This window comes from Streptomyces sp. NPDC028308 (assembly GCF_055565855.1).
Genome location: NZ_JBVHTO010000007.1, coordinates 257696 through 280385 on the forward strand (window position 1 = coordinate 257696; position 22690 = coordinate 280385).

Genomic DNA, 22690 nt, shown 5'->3' on the forward strand with positions numbered 1-22690 from the left:
CCACGGTGTGACACTTCGGCGGGATGCCGGTTTCTTTATGAACGCAATTCCGCGACGGGGGTGCGAGTGACGGCCGGGGCGGTGACCGGCTGTGCGGGCCTTCGGCGCCCCCGGTCCACGCCCCTCGCTACCTGGGCAAGATCTTCGACGACGAGTGGATGGCCGACTACGGCATCGGGCCGCCGCCCGCGCCCACCGTCCTGGTCCGAAGCCGAACTCCCCGGCATCGGACCACCGCCCCCGCCCGCCGTCGTGGCCCGAAGCCGAACCCTCGACATCGGGCCACCGTCGCCGCCCGCCGTCGTGGTCCGATGCCGAAGGGGGTGCCTCAGGTCAGGTGCCGGCGGACGTTCGCGCCTCGGCGACGGCGGCGTCGATGAGCCGGCGGGCCGAGGTGACGGCCTCGGCGAGGGGCTCCGGTTCGGGTGTCAGCCGCCCCACGAGCGCGTCGACGCCGCGCAGTCCCGCCCGCTCCAGCAGCCGCTTCTCGTTCGTCACCCACTCCCCCCGGGCCGCGAGCACGGCGTGCCCGGCCTGGGCGGCGGCCGTGGCGAGGGCACCGGCGACCTCGGTGAGGCGGCACGCGGGCGCGTGGTTGGTCCCGGCGTAGGCGAGGGTGGCGCGGGCGGTGCCGTGCCAGCGTTCGCGGGCGGACGTCCGCAGCCTCTCCGGGTATGCCGCGGGGCGGGGCAGGCTTCCGCGCAGGACACGGTTGACGGCCAGTTCGGCGACGACCAGGTAGCTGGGGATGCCGGCGAGGTGGAAGAGGAGGGGCTCCACGCGGAAGCGGCCCTCCTCGGCCTCGGCCAGCTCGTGCTCGACGACGTCGAGGTCGCGGTAGTGGACGTCGACGCGGCGGCCCTCGACGGTCAGCCAGGCGCCGCCGTTGAAGACGCCGCCGCCCCAGCCGCCGATCTCGGAGACCTCGCCCTCCCAGCCGACGGCGCGCAGTTCCGCCGGGTCGAAGTGCCCGCGGTAGTAGACCGCCGTGTCCCAGTCGCTTGCCGGCGTGTGGGTGCCCTGCGCGCGGGACCCGCCGAGGGCGACCGCGCGGACGCCGGACAGCGCGGCGAGCCGGTCGGCCACATGATCGAGAAAGTCCGCGTCGTTCACCGCGAGGCACCCCGTCCCCGTCGCACGAGCGCCGACGCACCGGCCGACGCCGTCAACTCCGCTTCCACCGAACCCCCTTCACCGTGCCGCCCCGGACCCACGTCGGCCGGGAAACGGCACGGACCATCCTCGCCCACCGGTCGGCGGATGCGCCCAGGCCCCCTTGCACCTTCCCGCGCCGGCACCCTCCTTTCACCGCCTCCGACCTCGCCGGCCCTGCGGCCTCTCGGCACCGGCACCGGCACCGGCCGCGGGAAAACCGGCTGCGTCCGCCGCCGCCCGGCCCGCATCATCGGCAGGTCGTCGATCGCCCGCGCCCGCACACCCCCGGAGCCTCCATGATCCAGCGTGTCACCGTCCCCACCCTCTTCCCTCCGCCCGTCTACGCGCACGCCTCCGTGGTCGAGGCGGGCACCAGGCTGGCCTTCCTCGCCGGTTCCGTGCCGCTCGACGCCGAGGGGAATCTCGTCGGCGCGGGCGATCCCGTACGGCAGGCCGAGCAGGTGCTCGCCAACCTGGACGAGCAACTGCGCGCCGTCGGCAGCGACATGGCCCACGTGGTGTCGACGGACGTGTACGTCGTGAGCGGCGAGCCCGCCGTCCTGTCCGCCGTGTGGGAGGTCGTCGAGGCGTCCGGCCTCAGCGCCGGCCCGCACTCCTCGACCCTGATCGGCGTGGCCTGCCTCGGGTACGCCGGACAGCTGGTCGAGATCACCGCGACGGCCGTCGTGTCCGAGTGACGCCCCAAGGGCCGGATCCGCCCGCGGAGTTGCGGGCGAGCTCCAGCGCGTACGACGGCCACCACTGGCCCGCCACCGGACCGCCGCGGCACTGCCCGTCCGACTCGCCGGGCCGCTTGATCCACAGGTACGCGTCGGCCAGCGGGTCGCCGGTCCGCTCGGTCGGGGGCGTGCCCAGCGCCCGGCCGGGCGGATTGCACCAGTTGTCCGCGCCGGTGTAGGGGCCGTTGCCGTTCCGGCTGGTGTCGATGACGAAGTGCACGCCGCCGAGGTCCTTCGACAGGGCCTTCCCGTACGTCGTACTGGCCTCGGTGGTCTGGAAGTTGGAGACGTTGAGGGCGATGCCGTCCGCGCGCGTCGCCCCGGCCTCCCTGAGCGCGTCGACCAGCCGCCAGGCCTCGGGGATCCATCCCGAGTTGCCCGCGTCGAGATACACGTGGGCGCGCGGCAGCCGCTGGAGCCGGTCGACGGCGTACGCGAGCAGCGCGTACCGCTCGCTCTCCGCGACCCGGGTGCAGCCGGCCACGACCTGGGCGACGGCGTCCGGCTCCACGATCACGTACGCGTCCCGGTCGCCGACGCCGGCCGCGAACTGGTCGACCCAGGTGCGGTATTCGGCCGGGCCGGGGGCGCCGCCGTGGGAGTAGGCGCCGCAGTCGCGGTTCGGCACGTAGTACGCCACGAGCACGGCGGCACGCCCCCGTGCGGCGGCCGCGGTCGTCCGCTCCCGTACCCGCGCCTCCGGGTCGGAGCCGCTGAACCACTCGGCCTGGGCGCGGGTCGCGATGCGGTCCACGAGCGCGGCGTCGGCGTTCCGGCCCGCGGCGCGGTACTCGGCGGCCTGTCGGGCGGCGTGGGAATCGGGGTTCACCCAGAACGGCTCGTCCGCGCCCGAGGCCCGGGTGCAGCAGAGGCCCACCAGGGCGAGGGAGGCAAGGGCGCTCAACAGCGGTCTGGGCACGGCCGACTCCGTTTCCGCCGCCGGTGCGGGCAAGGGCGGCGGCTCGTCTGGCTCCGGAGTCTGCTGACAGGGCGCCCGCCCGCCGTGCCGTGCGCCGTCGGATCGCCGCGATTTCACTCCGACGGCGGGTGTCCCACGGCGGAACCGGCGGACGCCTCACACCCGCGGCGGTACTCCCGCGGTCGTGCGGGAAACGGGCAGCCCGCACCGCCCTACCGGCGGCGTCACCGGCGGCCCGCGGGTCAGCGCCGCGCGTACTTGTCGGTCGCCGCGACCAGCAGGTCGACCACGCCCGCCGCGCCCGCGTCGTGTCCGGCCTCGTCGACGAGGGTCAACTCGCTGTCCGGCCAGGCCCGGTGGAGGCGCCAGGCCGTGCCGAGGAGGTTGCCAAAGTCGAGGCTGCCCTGGACGAGCGTGCCGGGGATGCCCTTGAGCAGCGGGGCGTCGCGCAGGACGACGCCCTCGTCGTTGCCCTCGCCCATGAAGTGGTCGTTGCCGAAGTAGTGCGTGACCGTGCGGGCGAAGCCCATGCGGAACTCCGGGTCCTCGTAGCGCGGCACCGATCGCGGCGGCGCCGGCACGATCGCCGTCTCCCAGTCGGTCCAGGCCCGCGCGGCGCGCGCCCGCACCCGTGGGTCGGGCGATTCGATCAGCCGGTGGCAGGCGGCGGCGAGATCGCCGTCCCGAGCGTCCTCGGGCAGTTCGGCGAGGAACCGCGCGAAGGCCTCGGGGAAGATCTTGCCGAGTCCCCGTGTCAGCAGGGCGACTTCGGGATCGGAACCGGTGGCGATTCCGGTCAGGACCAGCTCGGACACCACGCCCGGGTGCGTCTGCGCGTACCGCAGCCCCAGCGCCGATCCCCACGACACACCCCACACCAGCCACCGCTCGATCCCCAACCGCCGTCGCAGCAGCTCCAGATCGGCGATCAGGTGGGCGGTGGTGTTGACGCTCATGTCCGTCTCGTACGCGCTCGCCCGCGGGGTCGAGCGGCCGGCGCCCCGCTGGTCGAGCAGCACGATCCGGTACGCGGCTGGGTCGAAGTACCGGCGGAAGCCGGGGGTGCACCCGGACCCGGGTCCACCGTGCAGGACGACCGCGGGCTTCCCCTCGGGGTTCCCGCAGACCTCCCAGTACACGTGGTTGCCGTCGCCGACGTCGAGCATGCCCCGGTCGTACGGTTCGATCTCCGGATAGAGCGCCATGACCCGAGGCTACCGAGGCTGAAGCCTGCCGTGCGGGCCGGACCGGCGGGACCAACTGCCGCTCAGATGCGCCCCGTTCCCGCCGCATGGTCCTGGTCGGGTTCCGGGAGCGTCGGCAGTCCCGCGCTCCGCGCCGCCGCCCGCAGCACGTCCCGCAGCATGAGGGGGGTCAGGCGTCCCGTGAAGGTGTTGCGCTGGCTGACGTGGAAGCAGCCGAACAGGTCCAGGGAGCTCTCCTCGCCCTCCAGGGTGACATGGGCGCCGTGCCCGAAGGCGGGCCGGGGCCGCGGCACCCGCCACCCCGCCTCGGCGAACGCGGGGAGCGCGGCCTGCCAGCCGAACGCTCCGAGCACCACCACCGCCCGCAGCGAGGGACGCAGCAGCCGCAACTCGCTCAGCAGCCAGGGGCGGCAGGTGTCCCGCTCCTCGGGCGTCGGCTTGTTGGCGGGCGGAGCGCAGTGCACCGGCGACGTGATCCGTACGCCGTGCAGCGTGAGCCCGTCGTCGGCGCTCACCGCGGTCCCCCGCGACGCCAGACCGACGTCGTGCAGCGCCGCGTACAGGACGTCGCCCGACCGGTCGCCGGTGAACATGCGGCCCGTCCGGTTGCCGCCGTGCGCGGCCGGGGCGAGTCCGATGACGAGCAGCGAGGCGTCGGGCGGCCCGAAGCCGGGGACGGGGCGTCCCCAGTACGTCCAGTCGGCGAAGGCGGCGCGCTTGGTGCGGGCCACCTCCTCCCGCCACTCGACCAGGCGCGGACAGGCCCGGCATCCGGTGATGCGGGCGTCCAGTTCGGCCAGGCTGCTGTCCATACCCACCACCGTACGACCAGGCCACGGTGCGGCGGATCAAGGCCCTGACCGGCGGGCGGGAAAAGGTGTGAGGACCGCTCGCCACCGGGGCTAAGGTCGAGGCATGGCTTCTGAGGGTGCTGACGAGGACGAGACGGGCACGGACGGCGCGCACGGCACCGCCGACCCGGCTGCCGCCGCCCGGGCGGCCGGCCCGCGGACCGGCGAGAGCGTGCGGGTCGACAGCTGGATCTGGTCCGTACGGCTCGTGAAGACCCGCTCCATGGGCGCCACCGCCTGCCGCGGCGGCCATGTCCGGGTCAACGGGGAACGCGTCAAGCCCGCCTACGCGGTCCGGGTAGGCGACGAGGTGCGCCTGCGCCACGCGGGCCGGGAACGCGTCGTCGTCGTGAAGCGCGTGGTCCGCAAGCGGGTGGGACCGCCCGTCGCCGCCGAGTGCTACGTGGACAACAGCCCGCCGCCCCCGCCCCGCGAGGCCGTCGCCCCGGCCGGCATCCGCGACCGCGGCGCGGGCCGCCCGACCAAACGGGACCGCCGCGAGCTGGAGCGCCTGCGCGGCCTCGTCCGACCGGACGGCGACACCGACGGCCACTGAACGCCGGGGCCGGCCCTACGAGACGTCGGTGCCGGTCCCACCCCTGTGCCGCCCTGCCGGGCGCCGTACACGGCCCGACCCGGTACACGGCCCCACCCGGTACGTGGCCCCGTGACCGGAGCGGGGCTCGCGACCGACCGGCCGTCGCTCTCGGCCGGGCCGGACGCCGGGGCCTCCTCCCGCCCGCGAACGCCGAAGAGGGCTCCCCGGTGGACCGGGGAGCCCTCGCTGTCGTGCCGCCGGGCCGAAGGCAGGCCCCGGCGTCCCGTGGGATCACACGCGCCGCCGCACCACCCGTACCAGCTCGGCGTTGTTCCCCCTGCGCGCCCAGGCGATCAGCGCGAGCGGCAGCATCAGGATGAGCGGGGTCGCCGGGTAGGGCCCGTGGATCGCGGTGACGTTCACGATGAAGGCGCCGACCATCAGGGCGCTGAGGGACACGGCCGCCACCGAGGACAGCAGCGGGATCAACAGCGCGATGCCTCCGGCGAGTTCGAGCGCGCCGATGATGTACATCCCCGTGCTGCCCCAGCCCAGCTTGTCGAAGCCCTCGGCGGCCGACGGGTGCGCGATCAGCTTGGGCAGGGCGCTCGCCAGGACGAAGAAGAGACCGAGCACGGTCTGCAGCACGGTCAGCGAGATCTGGGCGCGGCGGCTGCGTGCCGTGCGGCCCGCCGTGGGGGTGACGGAGGTGGTGGAGGCGACGGAGGCGGTGGAGGCGGCGGTCTCGGACATGGAGGTCTCCTGTGCGAAGCGGGGTGGCTGCTGTCGAGAGGTAGACCCCCGGTCCCGCCGGAACTCATCGGTGTGGACCGGCATTTGTGGCGGTGGCCGCGCCGAACCCGTGGGAGCGGTCGCCGACGCGGAGCCGTTCCGGCCCGGCCGCGCGGCGACCGCCGGAGCGCGGGCCGCTCCCGCCCGGCGGGTGTGCCGGAAGACGTCGCCGGGGCTGTCGTACCGCCGTCGGCGGACCCCGTGGCCCCGGCCGCCGTCCCGTGGTGAACGGGCGCGACGAAGAGTACGTTTTGCACAGAGAGCGGTGATGGCGATGCGTACGGGCAGTGAGCCGACGACAGCACGCAGTGCGCTGCGGCTGCGCCTCTGGCTGAGCGTCTGGGGCCTGGTGTGGGCGACCGGCGGCACGGCCGCGTTCATGCTCGTCGGGCGGCCCGGGTGGGCGGCGGCCTGCGGCGTGCTGTGGCTGATCGTCACCGTGGACCTGGTGATGGTCCTCAGACACATCAGGCAGGGACCGCACTACCAGCCGGGCCCCGACATCCCGCCCTACCGGCCGCCGGAGCACCGGCACCCGTAGGACGGACCGGGGCACACGCGTGCCCGCCCGGCGACGGAATCACCGGGCGGGTCGTGAAGCTGCTCAGGAGTCGAAGCGGGCCGCTTCCAGGTACTGCGGCTTCGGGTCGAGGGCGGCGGCGAGCCTGAAGTGGCGCTTGGCCTGGTCCGGGCGCCGCTGGCGCTCGTAGGTGCGGGCCAGCGCGAAGTGCGCGAACGCGTTGTCCGGCTCGCGCTCCAGGACGATGGTGAACTCCAGCTCGGCGGGCCGCAGTTGCGCGGCGGCGAAGAAGGCACGGGCGCGCAGCAACCGGGCGGCCGTGTTCTCCGGGTGCGCGGCGATGACCGAGTCGAGCAGCTTGACCGCGCCCCGCGGGTCGCGGGCGTCGAGCAGCTGCTCGGCGGCGCGGAAGTCGATGACGTGCGTCTCCGGGGTACGTCCGGTGGAACCGCTGATGTCGGGCACGGCTGAGTCCTTCCCTCACTGCAAGGGTTCAACGCCCCCGGCGGCGGCCGCTATTCCTGCGGTGTGCGGGCCCTGCGGACGAGATCGGCCCATACTTCCCCGACCCGTTCCCGCAGCCGGTCCAGCGGCACGTCGTTGTCGATGACGATGTCCGCGATCTCCAGGCGCTGCTCGCGGCGGGCCTGGGCGGCCATCCGGGCGCGGGCGTCCTCCTCGGTCATGCCGCGCAGCCGGACGAGCCGGTCGAGCTGGGTCCCGGGGGCGGCGTCCACGACGATGACGAGGTCGTACAGCGGCGCCAGCCCGTTCTCCGTGAGCAGCGGCACGTCGTGCACCACGACGGCGTCCGGCGCGGCGGCGGCCTCCAGTTCCCGGGAGCGGGCCCCGACCAGGGGGTGCACGATCGAGTTCAGTACGGCGAGCCGGTCCGGGTCGGCGAAGACGATCGAGCCGAGCCGGGGGCGGTTTAGGCCGCCGTCGGGCGCGAGCACCTCCTCGCCGAAGGCCTCCACGACCGCCGCGAGCCCGGGGGTGCCGGGCGCGACGACCTCGCGCGCGATCCGGTCCGCGTCGATCAGGACGGCGCCGTGCTCCACGAGCAGCCGCGACACCTCGCTCTTGCCGGCTCCGATACCGCCGGTCAGGCCCACCTTCAGCATGAGCGGAAGCTTAGGGCCTGGTCCGGTCGGCGCCGGGCGGGACCCCGGTCAGCCGTCGCCCTCCCGCTCGGCGAGGAACTTCTCGAACTCCTGGCCGATCTCGTCGGCGGACGGGATCTCCACGGGCTCCGCCAGCATGTTGCCCCGCGTCTCGGCGCCCGCGGCGGCGTCGTACTGGTGCTCCAGCCCCTGGACGAGGGCGACGAGCTCCTCGTCACCCTCCTGGATCTGCCGGTCGATCTCCGTCTGCGTGCGGTGCGCCTCGGTGCGCAGGCCGTGCGCGATGCCGGGCAGCACCAGGCCGGTGCCCGCGGTGATGGCCTCCAGGACCGTCAGGGCGGCGTCCGGGTACGGCGAACGGGCGATGTAGTGGGGCACGTGCGCGGCGACGCCCAGCACGTCGTGCCCGGCCTCCATGAGCCGGTACTCGATCAGCGACTCGGCGCTGCCGGGGACCTGCGCCTCCTCGAAGGGGCTGCGGTGCCCGGGCACCAGGTCGGTGCGGTTGCCGTGCGGCGTGAGGCCGACGGGGCGCGTGTGCGGGACGCCCATGGGGATGCCGTGGAAGTTCACGGACAGCCGGACGCCGAGCCGCTCCACGATCTGCCGGACGGCGGCGGCGAAGCGCTCCCACTCGACGTCCGGCTCGGGGCCGGACAGCAGCAGGAAGGGCGCTCCGGTGGCGTCCTGGACGAGCCGCACCTCGAGCGTGGGCTCCTCGTAGTCGCTCCAGCGATCGCGCTTGAACGTCAGCAGCGGGCGGCGCGCCCGGTAGTCCACGAGCCGGTCGTGGTCGAAACGGGCCACGACCTGGTGGGGCAGCGAGTCGAGCAGCCGGTCGACGATCTGGTCGCCGGTCTCGCCCGCGTCGATGTATCCGTCGAAGTGGTAGAGCATGACAAGGCCGGCCGACTCCTGGGCGAGCGCCATGTCGACGACGGCCAGGCCCTTCGGCTCCCATGCGTACAAACCCTGCGGATCAAGCACTGTGACCGCTCCTCCTCGTGTTCCTCCTCGACAACGTGGTCCGGAGCACGCGCATTCCCCGAGCGGGACACGGGAACGCCGGTTTTCGCCCCGGCCGGGGGCCTCTTGGGGGAACGCACCGCGGGCCCGCACCCCGAAGGGTGCGGGCCCGCAGTCTCAGCCAGTGCTAGCGGTGAGCGATCAGCTCTGGCCGCCGGCCAGCTTCTCGCGCAGCGCGGCCAGCGCCTCGTCCGACGCCAGGGCGCCGGAGTTGTCGTCCGACTCCGAGGAGTACGAACCGCCGCCACCGGAGGCGGCCGGAGCCGCACCCGGGGTGGCGACACCCTCGGCCTCGGCCTGGGCGTCCGCCTCGCGGGACTTGATGACCTGGGCCTGGTGCTGCTCGAAGCGCTGCTGCGCCTCGGCGTACTGGCCCTCCCACGCCTCGCGCTGGGTCTCGTAGCCCTCGAGCCAGTCGTTGGTCTCGGGGTCGAAGCCCTCGGGGTAGATGTAGTTGCCCTGGTCGTCGTACGACGCGGCCATGCCGTACAGCGTCGGGTCGAACTCGACCGAGGCCGGGTCGGCACCGAAGGACTCGTTGGCCTGCTTCAGCGAGAGGCTGATGCGGCGGCGCTCGAGGTCGATGTCGATGACCTTGACGAAGATCTCGTCGTTGACCTGGACGACCTGCTCCGGGATCTCCACGTGGCGCTCGGCCAGCTCGGAGATGTGGACCAGGCCCTCGATGCCCTCGTCGACGCGCACGAACGCACCGAACGGAACGAGCTTCGTGACCTTACCGGGGACGACCTGCCCGATCTGGTGCGTGCGGGCGAACTGCTGCCACGGGTCTTCCTGCGTCGCCTTCAGCGACAGGGAGACACGCTCGCGGTCCATGTCGACGTCGAGGACCTCGACGGTGACTTCCTGGCCGACCTCGACAACCTCGGAGGGGTGGTCGATGTGCTTCCAGGAGAGCTCGGAGACGTGAACCAGACCGTCGACGCCACCGAGGTCCACGAACGCACCGAAGTTGACGATCGAGGAGACGACGCCGGAGCGGACCTGACCCTTCTGCAGGGTCGTGAGGAACGTCTGGCGCACCTCGGACTGGGTCTGCTCGAGCCAGGCGCGGCGGGACAGGACCACGTTGTTGCGGTTCTTGTCCAGCTCGATGATCTTCGCCTCGAGCTCCTTGCCCACGTAGGGCTGGAGGTCGCGGACACGGCGCATCTCGACGAGGGAGGCCGGCAGGAAGCCACGGAGGCCGATGTCGAGGATGAGACCACCCTTGACGACCTCGATGACGGTACCGGTGACGATGCCGTCCTCTTCCTTGATCTTCTCGATGGTGCCCCAGGCGCGCTCGTACTGGGCGCGCTTCTTCGAGAGGATCAGGCGGCCTTCCTTGTCCTCCTTCTGGAGAACAAGGGCTTCGATCTCGTCGCCGACCTTGACGACCTCGTTCGGGTCGACGTCGTGCTTGATCGAGAGCTCGCGGCTCGGGATGACACCTTCGGTCTTGTAACCGATGTCGAGCAGGACCTCGTCCCGGTCGACCTTCACGATGACGCCGTCGACGATGTCGCCGTCGTTGAAGTACTTGATCGTCTCGTCGATCGCGGCGAGGAAGGCTTCCTCGTTACCGATGTCGTTGACCGCAACCTGCGGGGTGGTGGCGGTGGTCTCGGTGCTGCTCGTCATGTGGGAAAGGGCTCCGGTACGGACAGTGAGTCGTAGGTACTGCTTACGCCGGGAGCCCGTTTCGCTCTGAAGAAGCCGGACAGCCAAGGAAGCGCCAGATCCGGTGGTGCCCGGTGAGGGGCACTGCCGTCGGCGCCTCGAAAACCGAGGGGACATACAACAGATGCGAGCGCAGCCTGCTACGTCTGAGGAGCGCAGGCCCGCAGCGCAACTTGTAGCATACGGGGGCAGCCGGGCAGGGTCAATGCGCGAAGGCGCACACCCGGGGCGGATCGCCGCATACCCGGCACAAGTCCCGTCCCTGGAGGCCGTACTGGCCCCTCCACGCCTCTCCGGTGACACACCGGGAACGCCTGGACGGACGAGCCCGCAGACTAATACGAGGGAGCCCATCATCCAAGAGCACGAGCAGCCCACCGACGCACTCGGCGAAGCCGCGGAGCCGGAGGCCACCCGGCGTGACGCGGACGGCACGGAGAGCACCCGGGCCAACCGGGGCTGGTGGGACCGCAACGCGGACGACTACCAGGTCGAGCACGGCACCTTCCTCGGCGACGACCGCTTCGTCTGGGGTCCCGAGGGGCTCGACGAGGTGGAGGCCGAGCTGCTCGGCCCGCCGGAGGAGCTGAAGGGCAAGGACGTCCTGGAGATCGGCGCCGGCGCCGCCCAGTGCTCCCGCTGGCTGGTCTCCCAGGGAGCCCGTCCGGTCGCCCTGGACCTCTCCCACCGCCAGCTCCAGCACGCGCTGCGCATCGGGGGCGGTGTGCCGCTCGTCGAGGCCGACGCGGGCGCCCTGCCGTTCGCGGACGGCTCCTTCGACCTGGCGTGCTCGGCGTACGGCGCGCTGCCCTTCGTCGCCGACCCGGTCCGGGTGCTGCGCGAGGTGCGCCGGGTGCTGCGTCCCGGTGGCCGCTTCGTCTTCTCGGTGACGCACCCGATCCGCTGGGCCTTCCCCGACGAGCCCGGGCCCGAGGGCCTGACCGTCGCCGCCTCCTACTTCGACCGCACCCCCTACGTCGAACAGGACGAGGAGGGCCGCGCGGTGTACGTCGAGCACCACAGGACGGTCGGCGACCGGGTGCGCGACGTCGTGGCGGGCGGTTTCCGGCTGCTGGACCTCGTGGAGCCGGAGTGGCCCTCGTGGAACACCCAGGAGTGGGGCGGCTGGTCCCCGCTGCGCGGCAACCTGATCCCGGGGACCGCGATCTTCGTGTGCGAGCGCGACTGACGTCCCCCCTCTCCTCCCGCCGTCCCGCACACGCGCGTGGAGGGCGATCCCGCGGCCGTACGAGACTGGGGGCGTGATCCGTACCGACGCCCTCGACCGGCTGCCCGTCCGTTCCGCCGTGCCCGCGCTGCGCGCCGCCCTGGAGGGACACGGGACGGCGGTGCTGTGCGCCCCGCCGGGGACCGGCAAGACCACGCTCGTGCCGCTGGTCCTCGCCGGTCTCACCGGCGACGGGCCCGCGCGCCGGGTCGTCGTCGCCGAACCCCGGCGGATCGCCGCCCGGGCCGCCGCGCGCCGGATGGCGTGGCTGCTCGGGGAGAGGACCGGCGAGAGCGTCGGTTACACCGTGCGCGGCGAGCGCGTGGTCGGGCGGCACACGCGCGTGGAGGTCGTGACGACCGGTGTGCTGCTGCAACGCCTCCAGCGCGACCAGGAGCTGGCCGGCGTGGACGTGGTGGTGCTGGACGAGTGCCACGAGCGGCATCTGGACGCCGACACCGTCGCCGCCTTCCTGCTGGACGTGCGGGCCGCGCTCCGCCCCGAGCTGCGGCTGGTCGCCGCGTCCGCCACGACCGACGCGGCGGGCTGGGCCCGGCTGCTCGGCGACGCGCCGGTGGTCGAGGCCCAGGGCGTCTCGTACCCGGTGGACGTGGTGTGGGCGCCGCCCGCCATGCCGGTGCGGCCGCCGCACGGGATGCGCGTGGACCCGGCCCAGCTGACGCACGTGGCGTCGGTGGTGCGGCGGGCGCTGTCCGAGCACGAGGGGGACGTCCTGTGCTTCCTGCCCGGGGTCGGCGAGATCGCGCGGGTCGCCGGGCAGCTCGGGAACGTGGCCGGCGTCGAGGTGCTCCAGGTGCACGGGCGGGCGCCGGCGGCCGTGCAGGACGCGGTGCTGTCCCCGGGGGCGGGACGCCGGGTGGTGCTCGCCACCTCGGTGGCCGAGTCGTCGCTGACGGTCCCCGGGGTGCGCGTGGTCGTCGACTCCGGGCTCGCCCGGGAGCCGCGGGTGGACCACGCGCGCGGGCTGAGCGCGCTGGCGACCGTACGGGCCTCGCAGGCGGCGGGGCGGCAGCGGGCGGGGCGTGCCGGACGTGAGGCGCCGGGTGTCGTGTACCGGTGCTGGACGGAGGCCGAGGACGTGCGCCTGGCCCGTTTCCCCGCCCCCGAGATCAAGGTGGCCGACCTGACGGCGTTCGCCCTCCAGGCGGCCAGCTGGGGCGACCCGGACGCGTCGGGCCTGGCCCTGCTCGACCCGCCGCCGGCCGGGGCGATGGCCGCGGCCCGGAGCGTCCTGGAGGCCGTCGGCGCGGTGGACCCGGCGGGGCGGGCGACGGAGCGGGGGGCGCGGATGTCCCGGCTCGGGCTGCATCCGCGGCTGGCCCGCGCCCTGCTCGACGCGGCGCCCGAGGTGGGCGTCGAGCGGGCCGCCGAGGTGGTCGCCCTGCTGAGCGAGGAGCCGCCGCGGGAGTACGGCGACGATCTCGCCGCGGCCTGGCGGACGGCCCGGCGCGGGGGCGACGCCTACGCGGCGCGCTGGCGCACGGAGGCCCGGCGGCTGCGGGCGGCTGCCGGCGGCACCTCCGGCACCCGGGCGGCCGAGGGCCCCGGGTCGCCGGAGCGAGGCTCCGCCGGAACCGGCCGGTCCGGACAGGAGGGCCCGGCCCCGGCGGCCCCGGGACGGGGTGCCGCGCGTGGCGACCACCGGGACGGGCGAGAGGGCGCCGGGGAGCGCGGGGCGTCCCTCGGGGACGACCGGGTCGCCGGTCTCGTGGCCGCCCTCGCGTTTCCCGAGCGGATCGCGCGGGCGCAGGGCGGTTCGTATCTGATGGTGTCCGGGACGCGGGCCGAGGTCGGTGACGGTTCGGGGCTGCGCGGCGCGCCCTGGCTGGCCGTCGCCGTGGCCGACCGGCCGGTGGGCGCAGGCCACGCGCGCGTGCGGCTCGCGGCGGGCGTCGACGAGGGGACGGCGCGGCGGGCGGCGGGCACCCTGCACGCCGACGGCGACGAGGTCCGCTGGGCCGACGGGGACGTGGTGGCGCGGCGGGTCGAGCGGCTCGGGGCGGTGGAGCTGACGGTGCGGCCGATCAGGGACGCCGACCCCGCGCTCGTACGTCAGGCGCTGGTGCGCGGGCTGCGCGAGGAGGGGCTCGGGCTGCTGCGGTGGACGCGGGACGCCGAGGCGCTGCGGCAGCGGCTGGCGTTCCTGCGGCTGCATCTCGGCGCCCCCTGGCCCGATGTCGCCGACGACGCGCTGCACGCGCGCGTGGACGAGTGGCTGGAGCCCGAGCTGGGCCGGGCGCGGCGGCGGGCCGATCTGGCGCGGATCGACGCGGGGCAGGCCCTGACGCGCCTGCTGCCGTGGGCCTCGGGGCAGGCGGCGCGGCTGGACGAGCTGGCGCCCGAGCGGATCGAGGTGCCCAGCGGGTCCAGGATCCGCCTCGACTACGGCGATCCGGAGCGGCCGGTCCTGGCGGTGAAGCTCCAGGAGATGTTCGGACTCCAGGAGTCGCCGGCGGTGGCGGGCGTGCCCGTGCTGGTGCATCTGCTCTCGCCCGCCGGACGTCCGGCGGCGGTCACGGCGGATCTCGCGTCGTTCTGGCGGGACGGGTACCGGTCCGTGCGGGCGGAGCTGCGCGGGCGGTACCCGAAGCATCCGTGGCCGGAGGATCCGGCCGCCGCCGAGGCGACCCGCTTCACGAACGCGCGGCTCAGGCGTTGACCGGGGCCGGTTCCGGCCGGTCGTCGGCGGGGGCCTGGCCGTCCGGCCCGCGGCCGCGGGCCTCCAGGTACAGCGACAGCGACAGCAGGCCCACGCCGAGGACCAGGAGGCCCCAGGGCAGGTACGTGGTCATGAGCAGGATCACCGTGCGGTTGGACTTGACCAGGGAGACCGTCGACTCGATGTAGTCCTCGCGCATCTTGACGTGCCCGGCGAAGGCGGTGACCTTGTCGCGTCCTCCCAGGAGGCTGCCGCCGCGCAGTTCCTCGCGGTGGATCTCCTCGCCGTAGACGGGGGCGCCGGTGACGGGCTCGACCCAGAATCTGCGGACGGTGGTGTACCAGCGGGTGGTGCCCGTCTTCGCGACGGACTCGGCGGTGATGCCCTTGACCGGCATCACCTCGGGGAACGGGACCTCGGTCCACGGCACGGTCTGCTCGAAGTAGTAGACCTCGACGCCCCGGAAGTCCCGGGTGCCCTTGTAGTGGATGGGGGCGGAGGTGCGGGTCTGCGCGTCGAAGTACTCGTAGTCCCGCCGCTCCGTCCGGAAGGGCCACTTGAACTCGATGCCCTCCCTGCGCACGGGGTCGCCGTCGACCGACTCGCCGGTCGCGTGGACGGGTTCCTGGGTGTGCGCGTCGAAGATGTACCGCTCGGGCAGCTTGGAGACCATCTCGCCGTCGGGGCCCTCCACGTAGGACAGGGAGTCCCAGACGACGACATCGCGGCCCGCCGTCCGCTCGATCGCCTCGGACGCCTCCACGTTGCCCTTGAGGGTCTGCACGACGGTCACCCGGGAGACCTTCTCGGCCTTCATCGTCCCGTAGTCGAGCAGGGTCGCGTTCCTCGCCTCCAGGACCATGTCCTGGTACTGGCCGGCGGGGATCTTGGCGAGCCGCGGGAAGGCGTACCAGCGCAGCAGGGGGGACAGCGCCGTGCAGAACACGGCGAGGGCGAGCAGGACGAGGCTGGCCTTGCGTCGCATCTCGGCGGCCCTCCCTGTGCGTCGGGGACGTCTACGGGTGCTCGGGGACGGTGGTGAGCAGCGGTTTCGGCGAGGTCGTGCCGGACGGCGAGCCCAGGGCCGTGACCGTGAGGACCAGGGCGAGCGCGACGGCCAGTCCGGTCGCGGCGGCGATCAGGGCACGCATGCGGGACCTCCCGGCCGACGGGCGTCCCGAACCGTTGCGGGGAACGGGAACTGATACTTCGTCAGGTCGGGCACCGTAGCAACGGCGGGGCGAGATGAGAACACGTCGCGCACAGACGGCGGCGCCCCTCCGGAGCTGACCGGAGGGGCGCCGCCGTACGAGCCGTGCGGGGAAGGTGTGCCGGGCGGCCGTCAGGAGGCCGCGGCGGCCACCTTCAGCTCCACGGTCAGCGTCGCGCCGCCCGTGGTGGTGACGCGGAGCAGGAAGGTGCCGGCCGTGTCGTCCGCGTACAGCTTCGGCAGCTTGAGGAGGCCGTTCGCGTCCGTCTTGAGGCCGGCGAGGGTGCGCACGGTCTTGCCGTCCGCGTCCTTGAAGTAGGGGCCCTTGTCGTTGGCGGTGGCGTCCTCGGCGGACGTGACGAGCGTGGCGGTGGCCTCGACGCCCTTCGCGACGGCGCCCTTGTACGTGGCCTTCACCTCGACCTGGTCCGCGAACTCGCCGCCCGGCACGCAGGTCAGCGCGGTGTCCGCGGTGCGGGCGAGGGCGTCGGCCTGGCGGGCGGTGACGGTCGCCCGGTAGTCGACACCGGTCACCGAGCGGCCCACGACGGCGGTGCGGACGGTGAAGTCGCCCGTCTTCTCGCCGGCGACGAGCGCGGGCGCGGTGGCCTTGCCCGCGCTGTCGGTGACGACCGTGGCGACGCTCTCACCGCCGGTGAAGGTGGCGTCCGTGTCGCCGACGATGGTGAACCGCACCCGGACCTTCGCCACCGCCGAGCCCGACTTGGTCTCGGCGCGCGTGCTGATCCTCTTGGCGAAGGTGTCGCCGGCCGTCGCGGTGAGCTTGCCGGTGCCCGCGTCCTCCAGGTGGTCCACCGTGTCGGTGGGCGTGGCGGGCGTGCTGGGCGGGGTGCTGGGGGTGCCCGGGGTGGTCGGCGGCTTGCTGGGCGTCGTCGGCGGCTTCGCGGGCGACGACGGGTCCGTGCCGGGCTTGTCCGGCTTCGGGTCGGGATGCGGGGTGAGCGGAGCCGTCGGGACCACCGGGAGGGAGGGGTCGTCGCTGCGGTGCTCGGGCAGCGGGCCCGTGCCGTCCGGGACCTCGTGCGTGCCCTTGCGGTAGGAGTCCAGCCACGACAGGACGGTGTGGAGGTACTCCGAGGAGTTGTTGTAGCTGAGGATCGAGGCGTTCATCTCCGACTGGACCGACATGTCGTGGTCGAAGCGGCACAGGTAGTGGCCGGCGGCCAGGGCCGCGTCGTAGATGTTGTTCGGGTTCCTGACGCCGTCGCCGTTGCCGTCGCGGCCCGCCCACTCCCACGTGGACGGGATGAACTGCATCGGCCCGACCGCGCGGTCGTGGCGGGTGTCGCCGTCGTACGCGCCGTTGTCGGTGTCCGAGATGTTCGCGAAGCCCTGGCCGTTGAGGACCGGGCCGAGGATCGGCGAGTACGTGGTGCCGCTCGCGTCGAGGCGGCCGCCGCGGGCCTGCCCGGACTCGACCTTGCCGATGGCGGCGAGGAGTTGCCAGGGCAGGTTGCAGCCCGGCTTGGACTTCCGCAGGGACGCCTCGGCCTTCTTGTAGGCGTCGAGGACGGTCGCGGGGATGCCCGACTCCGAGTCCGTCCCCGTGCCGCCCCCGGTGTCGGGGGAGGGCTTGGCGGTGGGGCTGTTGAGCGGCGGGAGGTCCTTGTAGTAGGGCGAGTTGCCGGTCGCGGTGCCGCCGCCGGTGCCGTCGGCCGAAGCCTCGGAGCCCGTCGCCTGTCTGCCGGGGTCGTCAGCGGTCACTCCCGGAGCCTGGGAGGCGGACAGTGCCGCCACCGCGGCCGCCGCCACGGCGGTCGTCGCCGCTCCCTTGCGCAGCCTGCCGAAATGCGCCGCCATTGAGTGAACCCCTCCCGTGGCCGACCCTCGCGCTTCGCGCGCTCTTCCCGTTCCCTGCCGTGCTCCCCAGCACGGTGACGCAGGTGACCCTACGACAACTTCCGTCGCGCCGGGACCCGTTCACGCCCGGTTTTCACCGGTTGGCCATATACCCGGTGCTCACAGGCACCCCGCGGGCGGTCTGGCGGGACATTCTCATGGTTCCCTCATACTGGGGCCAGCGATCACCGGGCGCCGCGACGGGCGCCCAACGCCAGGCGCAGGGGGACGACTTGCCTTTCACTCTCAGCCACGCGGCGGCCGTGCTGCCCGCGGTACGCGGTGACGGGACCGGTCGCGGCAGGCTGGTGCCCGCGGTCCTCGTCGCCGGTTCGTTCGCTCCCGACATGACCTATTACGCGGCGAGTGTCCTGTCGGGTGCGATGGAGTTCGGCGACGTCACGCACTCCTTCACCGGCGTCTTCACCGTCGACGTGCTCATCGCCTGGGCCCTCGTGGGCCTGTGGCTGTTCCTGCGCGAACCGCTGGTGGCGCTGCTGCCGCGGACCCGGCAGGCGCGCACGGCGGCGCTGCTGCACTGCGGGACGCCGCGCGCGCGTCCGCGTCCCTCCCTGTTGCTGCGCTGGTACGTCTCCGCCGCGCTCGGCGCGCTGACCCACGTCGTGTGGGACGCGTTCACGCACCTCGACCGGTGGGGGATGCGGGTGTTTCCCGTCCTGGGCCGGGAGATCGCCGGGTCCCCGCTGTACTGGTACCTGCAGTACGGCGGTTCCGCGGTGGCGGCCGTCGTGATCCTCGCCTTCGTCGTCGTCGCGTCGCGGCGGGGTGTCCCCGGCGAGCCGGTGGGCGTTCCGGTGCTGTCCCGGGCGGACCGATGGCTGGCGGTCGCGGTGCTCGCGGCCTGCGCCCTCGTGGGGGCGGTGCAGCGTGCGTCGCGGTGGTGGGCGTACTGGGGGTCGGACGCGGAGCTCTGGGAGCTGATCCCGACGGTGTGCTTCGGCGCCGGTGCGGGGCTGGTGCTGGGGCTCGCCGTCTACGGCGCCGGAGTCCGCCTGCGCCGCCCGGCCCCACCCCGCCCCACGGAATCCCCCACGGAACCGACCCGGACGTCCCGCTGAGGAGGGGGTACGGGGGCCCGGCGGCGGTTTTGAGTCCGGCCTGGGGGTTCCGGGTTCCGCCGGGGGCTTCAGGTTCCGCCCGGGGTTCCGGGTCCGGGCCGGGGGTTCCGGGTCTAGCCGGGTTCCGGGTTCCGCCCGGGCTCGGGCAGCCGGGTGGGCTCTGCGCCGCGCTAGGCGCCCGTCCCCGGCCTACGGCACGCACCTGCGCCTGCGCCGTGCGTCTCCCCGGGCCACGACCGCGGTCGCCGTGGCGGCGCGGACCAGGACGCGGCCCAGGTAGGTGCGCCCCAGGCCGGTCCACGCGTGGCGTGCGGCGCGGCGTCCCGGTTTCGCGAGCGGGGCGCGCGGCGAGGCCCGCCATGGCCGGGGGAGGTCGCGACGCAGGGCCCGGCACCGCTCGGCGACCGCCGTCCCGGTCAGCACCTCGACGAGGGTCCTCACCTCGTCCTCCCGTCTGTGGCCCGCCGCGACGCAGATCGCGTCCGTGCGGCCGGCGCGTGTCCCTCGGGACCGGGCACGGCGTCGGATCCTCTCCCCCGCCCCGCGCAGCCGCGGGTGCGAGCGGGCGGCGCGATCACGAAGCGGGCGGCGTCTGGACGTCTCGCGGCGAGGGGTGCGTAGCCGGGCGGTGCTGGCCCCGGCCGCGAAGGCCGGGGCCGGTGCGAGCAGTCCCGCCCCGAGGGCGACCGCCGAGAGAAGGGGGCCGGCTGTCGCCGTCCGACGCGGGAGCATGCGTATACCCATGCCCGCATCCTTACGGCCCCGGCAGCCCGAGGGCGCTCTCGCGAGGGCCGGGCGGGTGACCCACCCCAACCGAGGCAGGCCCCACGTCACCCCGCCGACAGGGGTGACCCTGCGCCCCGGGCCGAGCGCCGCTGCCTCCCCGTCCCGGGTGACTCCGCACCGCCAGACCCCGGTGACATCGCGCCGAGGGGCCGGGCACCGCTGCCTCCCCGGCGGGGTGACGCTGCCCCGTTGGCCAGGGTGACTCCGCGCCACCAGGCCGAAGCGCTCCTGACTACCCGACCCGAGTGCCCTCGTGCCGCCGGGCCCGAGCAACGCCGCCTCCCCGGCCCGGGTGACCCTGCGCCGCCGGGCCGGGCGCCCCCGCCTCCCCGACCCGGGTGACGCCGCCCCGCCAGCCCCGGTGACTCGGCCCCCGTCGGACCCCCCGTCGCCCCGGAACGCACGTGCCCCGGGGCTCCGGGGCTAATGTGCCGCCGACTCCCAGTCCGCGCCGGAGCCGACCGACACGTCGAGCGGTGCTCGTAGCCGGACCGCGCCCGCCATCTCGCGGCGGACCAGTTCCTCGGCCTGGGCGCGCTCGCCGGGCGCGATCTCCAGGACGATTTCGTCGTGCACCTGGAGCAGCATGCGGGACTTGAGGCCCGCCTCGCGCAGCGCCCGGTCCACGTTGAGCATCGCGATCTTGACGATGTCGGCGGCCGTGCCCTGGATCGGCGCGTTCAGCGCCATGCGCTCGGCGGCCTCGCGGCGCTGCCGGTTGTCGCTGTTGAGGTCGGGCAGGTAGCGGCGGCGTCCGAAGAGCGTCGCCGTGTAGCCCGTGGCGCGGGCCTCGTCGACCGCGCGGCGCAGATAGTCGCGTACGCCGCCGAAGCGCTCGAAGTACGTGTCCATCAGGCCGCGCGCCTCGCCGGCGTCGATGTTCAGCTGCTGGGAGAGGCCGAACGCCGACAGCCCGTAGGCGAGCCCGTACGACATGGCCTTGATCTTGCGGCGCATCTCCGCGTCGACCGCGGAGCGCTCCACGGAGAACACCTGGGAGGCGACCGTGGTGTGCAGGTCCTCGCCGGACGTGAACGCCTGGAGCAGTCCCTCGTCCTCGGAGAGGTGCGCCATCACCCGCAGCTCGATCTGGCTGTAGTCGGCGGTCATGAGGGACTCGAAGCCCTCGCCGACCACGAAGCCGCGGCGGATCGCGCGGCCCTCGTCGGTGCGGACCGGGATGTTCTGCAGGTTCGGGTCCGTGGAGGACAGGCGGCCGGTCGCGGCCACCGTCTGGTTGAACGTGGTGTGGATGCGGCCGTCCGCGCCGATCGTCTTGATCAGGCCCTCGACGGTCACGCGCAGCTTGGCCTGCTCACGGTGCCGGAGCATGATCACCGGCAGTTCGTGGTCGGTCTGCGCGGCCAGCCAGGCCAGCGCGTCGGCGTCCGTCGTGTAGCCCGTCTTGGTCTTCTTCGTCTTCGGCAGGCCCAGCTCGCCGAAGAGGACCTCCTGGAGCTGCTTGGGCGAGCCGAGGTTGAACTCGTGGCCCACGGAGGCGTGCGCCTCCTTCACGGCCTGCTGCACGGCGCCCGCGAACATCTGTTCCATGGCCTCCAGGTGCGCCCGGTCGGCGGCGATGCCGTGCCGCTCCATGCGGGCCAGCAGCGCGGACGTCGGCAGCTCCATGTCGCGCAGCAGGTCGGCCGCGCCGACCTCCGTCAGCTTCTCGCCGAACGCCCCGCCCAGGTCGAGGATCGCGCGGGCCTGCACCATCAGTGCCTCGGCCTCGGCCTGGTCGTCCGCGCCGAAGGCGAGCTGCCCGTCGGCCGCGGCGGCGGGCTCCAGCTCGCGGTTCAGGTACTCCAGCGTCAGCGCGTCCAGGGCGAACGAGCGGCGGCCCGGCTTCACCAGGTACGCGGCGAGCGCGGTGTCCATGGTGACGCCCTCGACGGTCCAGCCGTGCTCGGCGAAGACGCGCATCACGCCCTTCGCGTTGTGCAGGACCTTCGGCCGGGCGGCGTCGGCGAGCCAGCCCGCGAACGCGTTCTCGTCCGCCTCGTCCAGCTGCGAGGGGTCGAACCAGGCGGCCTTGCCGTCCGCCGCGGCGAGCGCGACCTCGGCCACCGAGCCGGTGCCCAGCCCCCACGCGTCGACGGTGGCCAGGCCCAGGGGGGCCTCGCCGTGCTCGGCGAGCCACGGAGCGAGCTCGCCCGCGCCCAGCACCGCGCCGTCCAGCTCCACGCCGGGCGCGGCCGGCTGGGCTGCCTCCTCCTCCGCCGCCCCCGGGTCGACGGCGAACAGCCGCTCGCGCAGCGAGGGGTTCCTGATCTCCAGGGTGTCCAGGACCATCGCGACGGTCTTGCGGTCGTACGGCGCGCGCTCCAGGTCGGTGACGGTGCGCGGCAGCTCGACGTTGCGCTCCAGTTCGGTGAGCCGGCGGTTCAGCTTCACCGACTCCAGGTGGTCACGGAGGTTCTGCCCGGCCTTGCCCTTGACCTCGTCGACACGCTCGACCAGCTCCGCGAACGAACCGAACTGGTTGATCCACTTCGCGGCGGTCTTCTCGCCGACGCCCGGGATGCCCGGGAGGTTGTCGGACGGGTCGCCGCGCAGCGCCGCGAAGTCGGGGTACTGCGCCGGCGTCAGCCCGTACTTCTCGAAGACCTTCTCCGGGGTGAAGCGGGTCAGCTCGGAGACGCCCTTGGTCGGGTAGAGCACGGTGGTGTGCTCGGAGACCAGCTGGAAGGAGTCGCGGTCGCCGGTGACGATCAGCACGTCGAACCCGGCGGCCTCGGCCTGCGTGGCGAGCGTGGCGATCACGTCGTCCGCCTCGAAGCCCTCCACGGCGAACCGCTCCGCGTGCATCGCGTCGAGCAGCTCGCCGATCAGCTCGACCTGGCCCTTGAACTCGTCGGGGGTCTTCGAGCGGTTCGCCTTGTACTCGGTGAACTCCTCGGACCGCCACGTCTTGCGGGACACGTCGAACGCCACCGCGAAGTGCGTGGGCGCCTCGTCGCGCAGCGTGTTCGCCAGCATCGACGCGAAGCCGTAGATCGCGTTCGTCGGCTGGCCCGTCGCGGTCGTGAAGTTCTCCGCGGGGAGCGCGAAGAACGCGCGGTAGGCCAGCGAGTGCCCGTCCATGAGCATCAGCCGCGGACGGCCCGTGCCGGAGGTCTGCTCGGTCTTCTTCGATGCTGTTTCTGCCACGCCCCCGATCCTGCCACGCCCCACTGACAGCGAGAGCCGTCCGGGCCCGGGCACCGGCACCGCGGGCGGCGCGTGCGAGGATCGGACCCGTGCGAGGACCCGGCCACCGGGCCCCCGGACCGAGCGGGGACGAAGACAGCGCAC

Annotated in this window: 20 protein-coding genes; 6 read left to right on the forward strand and 14 right to left on the reverse strand. The window is 73.8% G+C overall.

All coding sequences use genetic code 11. The features are described 5' to 3' along the window. Positions 1–333: 333 nt before the first annotated feature. On the reverse strand, positions 334–1113 hold the full coding sequence (locus tag ACZ4VA_RS17965) for a nucleotidyltransferase domain-containing protein (protein WP_356239003.1): 780 nt from the start codon (positions 1111–1113) through the stop codon (positions 334–336). Between the two features lie 338 nt (positions 1114–1451). On the opposite strand from ACZ4VA_RS17965, the gene ACZ4VA_RS17970 reads away from it, so the two are divergent. Then, positions 1452–1853: a RidA family protein gene (locus ACZ4VA_RS17970; RefSeq protein ID WP_355788095.1), complete on the forward strand. Its 402-nt coding sequence runs from the start codon at positions 1452–1454 to the stop codon at positions 1851–1853. Here ACZ4VA_RS17970 and ACZ4VA_RS17975 read toward each other — a convergent pair. From ACZ4VA_RS17975 to ACZ4VA_RS17985, 3 genes are all read right to left on the reverse strand, one after another. Further along, positions 1825–2814, reverse strand: coding sequence for a glycoside hydrolase family 6 protein (locus ACZ4VA_RS17975; RefSeq protein WP_355788093.1), 990 nt, complete (start codon positions 2812–2814; stop codon positions 1825–1827). The genes ACZ4VA_RS17970 and ACZ4VA_RS17975 overlap by 29 nt on opposite strands. A 242-nt stretch (positions 2815–3056) precedes the next feature. Continuing rightward, on the reverse strand, positions 3057–4019 hold the full coding sequence (gene pip, locus ACZ4VA_RS17980) for a prolyl aminopeptidase (protein ID WP_355788090.1): 963 nt from the start codon (positions 4017–4019) through the stop codon (positions 3057–3059). Positions 4020–4081: 62 nt separating this feature from the next. Beyond that, positions 4082–4831 carry a uracil-DNA glycosylase gene (locus tag ACZ4VA_RS17985; RefSeq protein WP_355788088.1) on the reverse strand — a complete coding sequence of 250 codons (750 nt, stop codon included), beginning with the start codon at positions 4829–4831 and terminating at the stop codon, positions 4082–4084. Positions 4832–4934: 103 nt separating this feature from the next. Between ACZ4VA_RS17985 and ACZ4VA_RS17990 the strand changes: the two genes are divergently transcribed. Then, on the forward strand, positions 4935–5426 hold the full coding sequence (locus ACZ4VA_RS17990) for an RNA-binding S4 domain-containing protein (RefSeq protein WP_356169203.1): 492 nt from the start codon (positions 4935–4937) through the stop codon (positions 5424–5426). A gap of 273 nt (positions 5427–5699) precedes the next feature. Here ACZ4VA_RS17990 and ACZ4VA_RS17995 read toward each other — a convergent pair whose 3' ends face one another. Further along, on the reverse strand, positions 5700–6161 hold the full coding sequence (locus tag ACZ4VA_RS17995; RefSeq protein ID WP_356169200.1) for a DoxX family protein: 462 nt from the start codon (positions 6159–6161) through the stop codon (positions 5700–5702). A gap of 307 nt (positions 6162–6468) precedes the next feature. Between ACZ4VA_RS17995 and ACZ4VA_RS18000 the strand changes: the two genes are divergently transcribed. Further along, complete coding sequence (locus ACZ4VA_RS18000; protein WP_355786362.1) at positions 6469–6741, forward strand: DUF6343 family protein; 273 nt, start codon at positions 6469–6471, stop codon at positions 6739–6741. A 63-nt stretch (positions 6742–6804) separates the two neighbouring features. Here ACZ4VA_RS18000 and ACZ4VA_RS18005 read toward each other — a convergent pair whose 3' ends face one another. The 4 genes from ACZ4VA_RS18005 to rpsA all read right to left on the reverse strand — a co-directional run bounded on the left by ACZ4VA_RS18005 (position 6805) and on the right by rpsA (position 10514). Beyond that, positions 6805–7185 carry a tetratricopeptide repeat protein gene (locus tag ACZ4VA_RS18005; RefSeq protein ID WP_356169197.1) on the reverse strand — a complete coding sequence of 127 codons (381 nt, stop codon included), beginning with the start codon at positions 7183–7185 and terminating at the stop codon, positions 6805–6807. Between the two features lie 50 nt (positions 7186–7235). Then, positions 7236–7844, reverse strand: coding sequence for a dephospho-CoA kinase (gene coaE, locus ACZ4VA_RS18010; protein WP_355786356.1), 609 nt, complete (start codon positions 7842–7844; stop codon positions 7236–7238). 48 nt (positions 7845–7892) lie between these two features. Beyond that, positions 7893–8831: a PAC2 family protein gene (locus ACZ4VA_RS18015; protein ID WP_355786353.1), complete on the reverse strand. Its 939-nt coding sequence runs from the start codon at positions 8829–8831 to the stop codon at positions 7893–7895. A gap of 180 nt (positions 8832–9011) precedes the next feature. Next, entirely contained in the window at positions 9012–10514 is a 1503-nt protein-coding gene (rpsA, locus tag ACZ4VA_RS18020) for a 30S ribosomal protein S1 (RefSeq protein ID WP_355786350.1), read from the reverse strand. Positions 10515–10758: 244 nt separating this feature from the next. Here rpsA and ACZ4VA_RS18025 point away from each other — a divergent pair, with 244 nt between their 5' ends. Together ACZ4VA_RS18025 and ACZ4VA_RS18030 are read left to right on the forward strand one after the other, a co-directional pair. Further along, the gene (locus ACZ4VA_RS18025; RefSeq protein ID WP_355786348.1) at positions 10759–11742 is read left to right on the forward strand and encodes a class I SAM-dependent methyltransferase; all 984 of its coding nucleotides are present in this window, start codon (positions 10759–10761) and stop codon (positions 11740–11742) included. Positions 11743–11815: 73 nt separating this feature from the next. Then, positions 11816–14461 (forward strand): ATP-dependent RNA helicase, encoded by a 2646-nt coding sequence (locus ACZ4VA_RS18030; protein ID WP_468081983.1) that lies wholly within the window; start codon positions 11816–11818, stop codon positions 14459–14461. On the opposite strand, the gene pgfA is transcribed toward ACZ4VA_RS18030, so the two are convergent. The 3 genes from pgfA to ACZ4VA_RS18045 form a co-directional block, all read right to left on the reverse strand. Next, entirely contained in the window at positions 14451–15446 is a 996-nt protein-coding gene (gene pgfA / locus ACZ4VA_RS18035; protein ID WP_355787855.1) for a cell envelope lipid trafficking protein PgfA, read from the reverse strand. The genes ACZ4VA_RS18030 and pgfA overlap by 11 nt on opposite strands. Before the next feature lie 31 nt (positions 15447–15477). Next, on the reverse strand, positions 15478–15612 hold the full coding sequence (locus ACZ4VA_RS18040) for an SPW_0924 family protein (RefSeq protein ID WP_355787852.1): 135 nt from the start codon (positions 15610–15612) through the stop codon (positions 15478–15480). A gap of 191 nt (positions 15613–15803) precedes the next feature. Then, entirely contained in the window at positions 15804–17492 is a 1689-nt protein-coding gene (locus ACZ4VA_RS18045) for a lytic transglycosylase domain-containing protein (RefSeq protein ID WP_468081986.1), read from the reverse strand. A gap of 272 nt (positions 17493–17764) precedes the next feature. Between ACZ4VA_RS18045 and ACZ4VA_RS18050 the strand changes: the two genes are divergently transcribed. After that, positions 17765–18610, forward strand: a complete 846-nt coding sequence (locus ACZ4VA_RS18050) for a DUF4184 family protein (RefSeq protein WP_356169183.1) — start codon at positions 17765–17767, stop codon at positions 18608–18610. A 189-nt stretch (positions 18611–18799) separates the two neighbouring features. Here the strand turns inward: ACZ4VA_RS18050 and ACZ4VA_RS18055 are convergent, their stop codons facing one another. Both ACZ4VA_RS18055 and polA read right to left on the reverse strand, forming a co-directional pair. Further along, positions 18800–19051 (reverse strand): hypothetical protein, encoded by a 252-nt coding sequence (locus ACZ4VA_RS18055; RefSeq protein ID WP_356169180.1) that lies wholly within the window; start codon positions 19049–19051, stop codon positions 18800–18802. A 768-nt stretch (positions 19052–19819) separates the two neighbouring features. Next, positions 19820–22546 carry a DNA polymerase I gene (gene polA, locus ACZ4VA_RS18060; RefSeq protein ID WP_356169177.1) on the reverse strand — a complete coding sequence of 909 codons (2727 nt, stop codon included), beginning with the start codon at positions 22544–22546 and terminating at the stop codon, positions 19820–19822. Positions 22547–22690 lie beyond the last annotated feature (144 nt).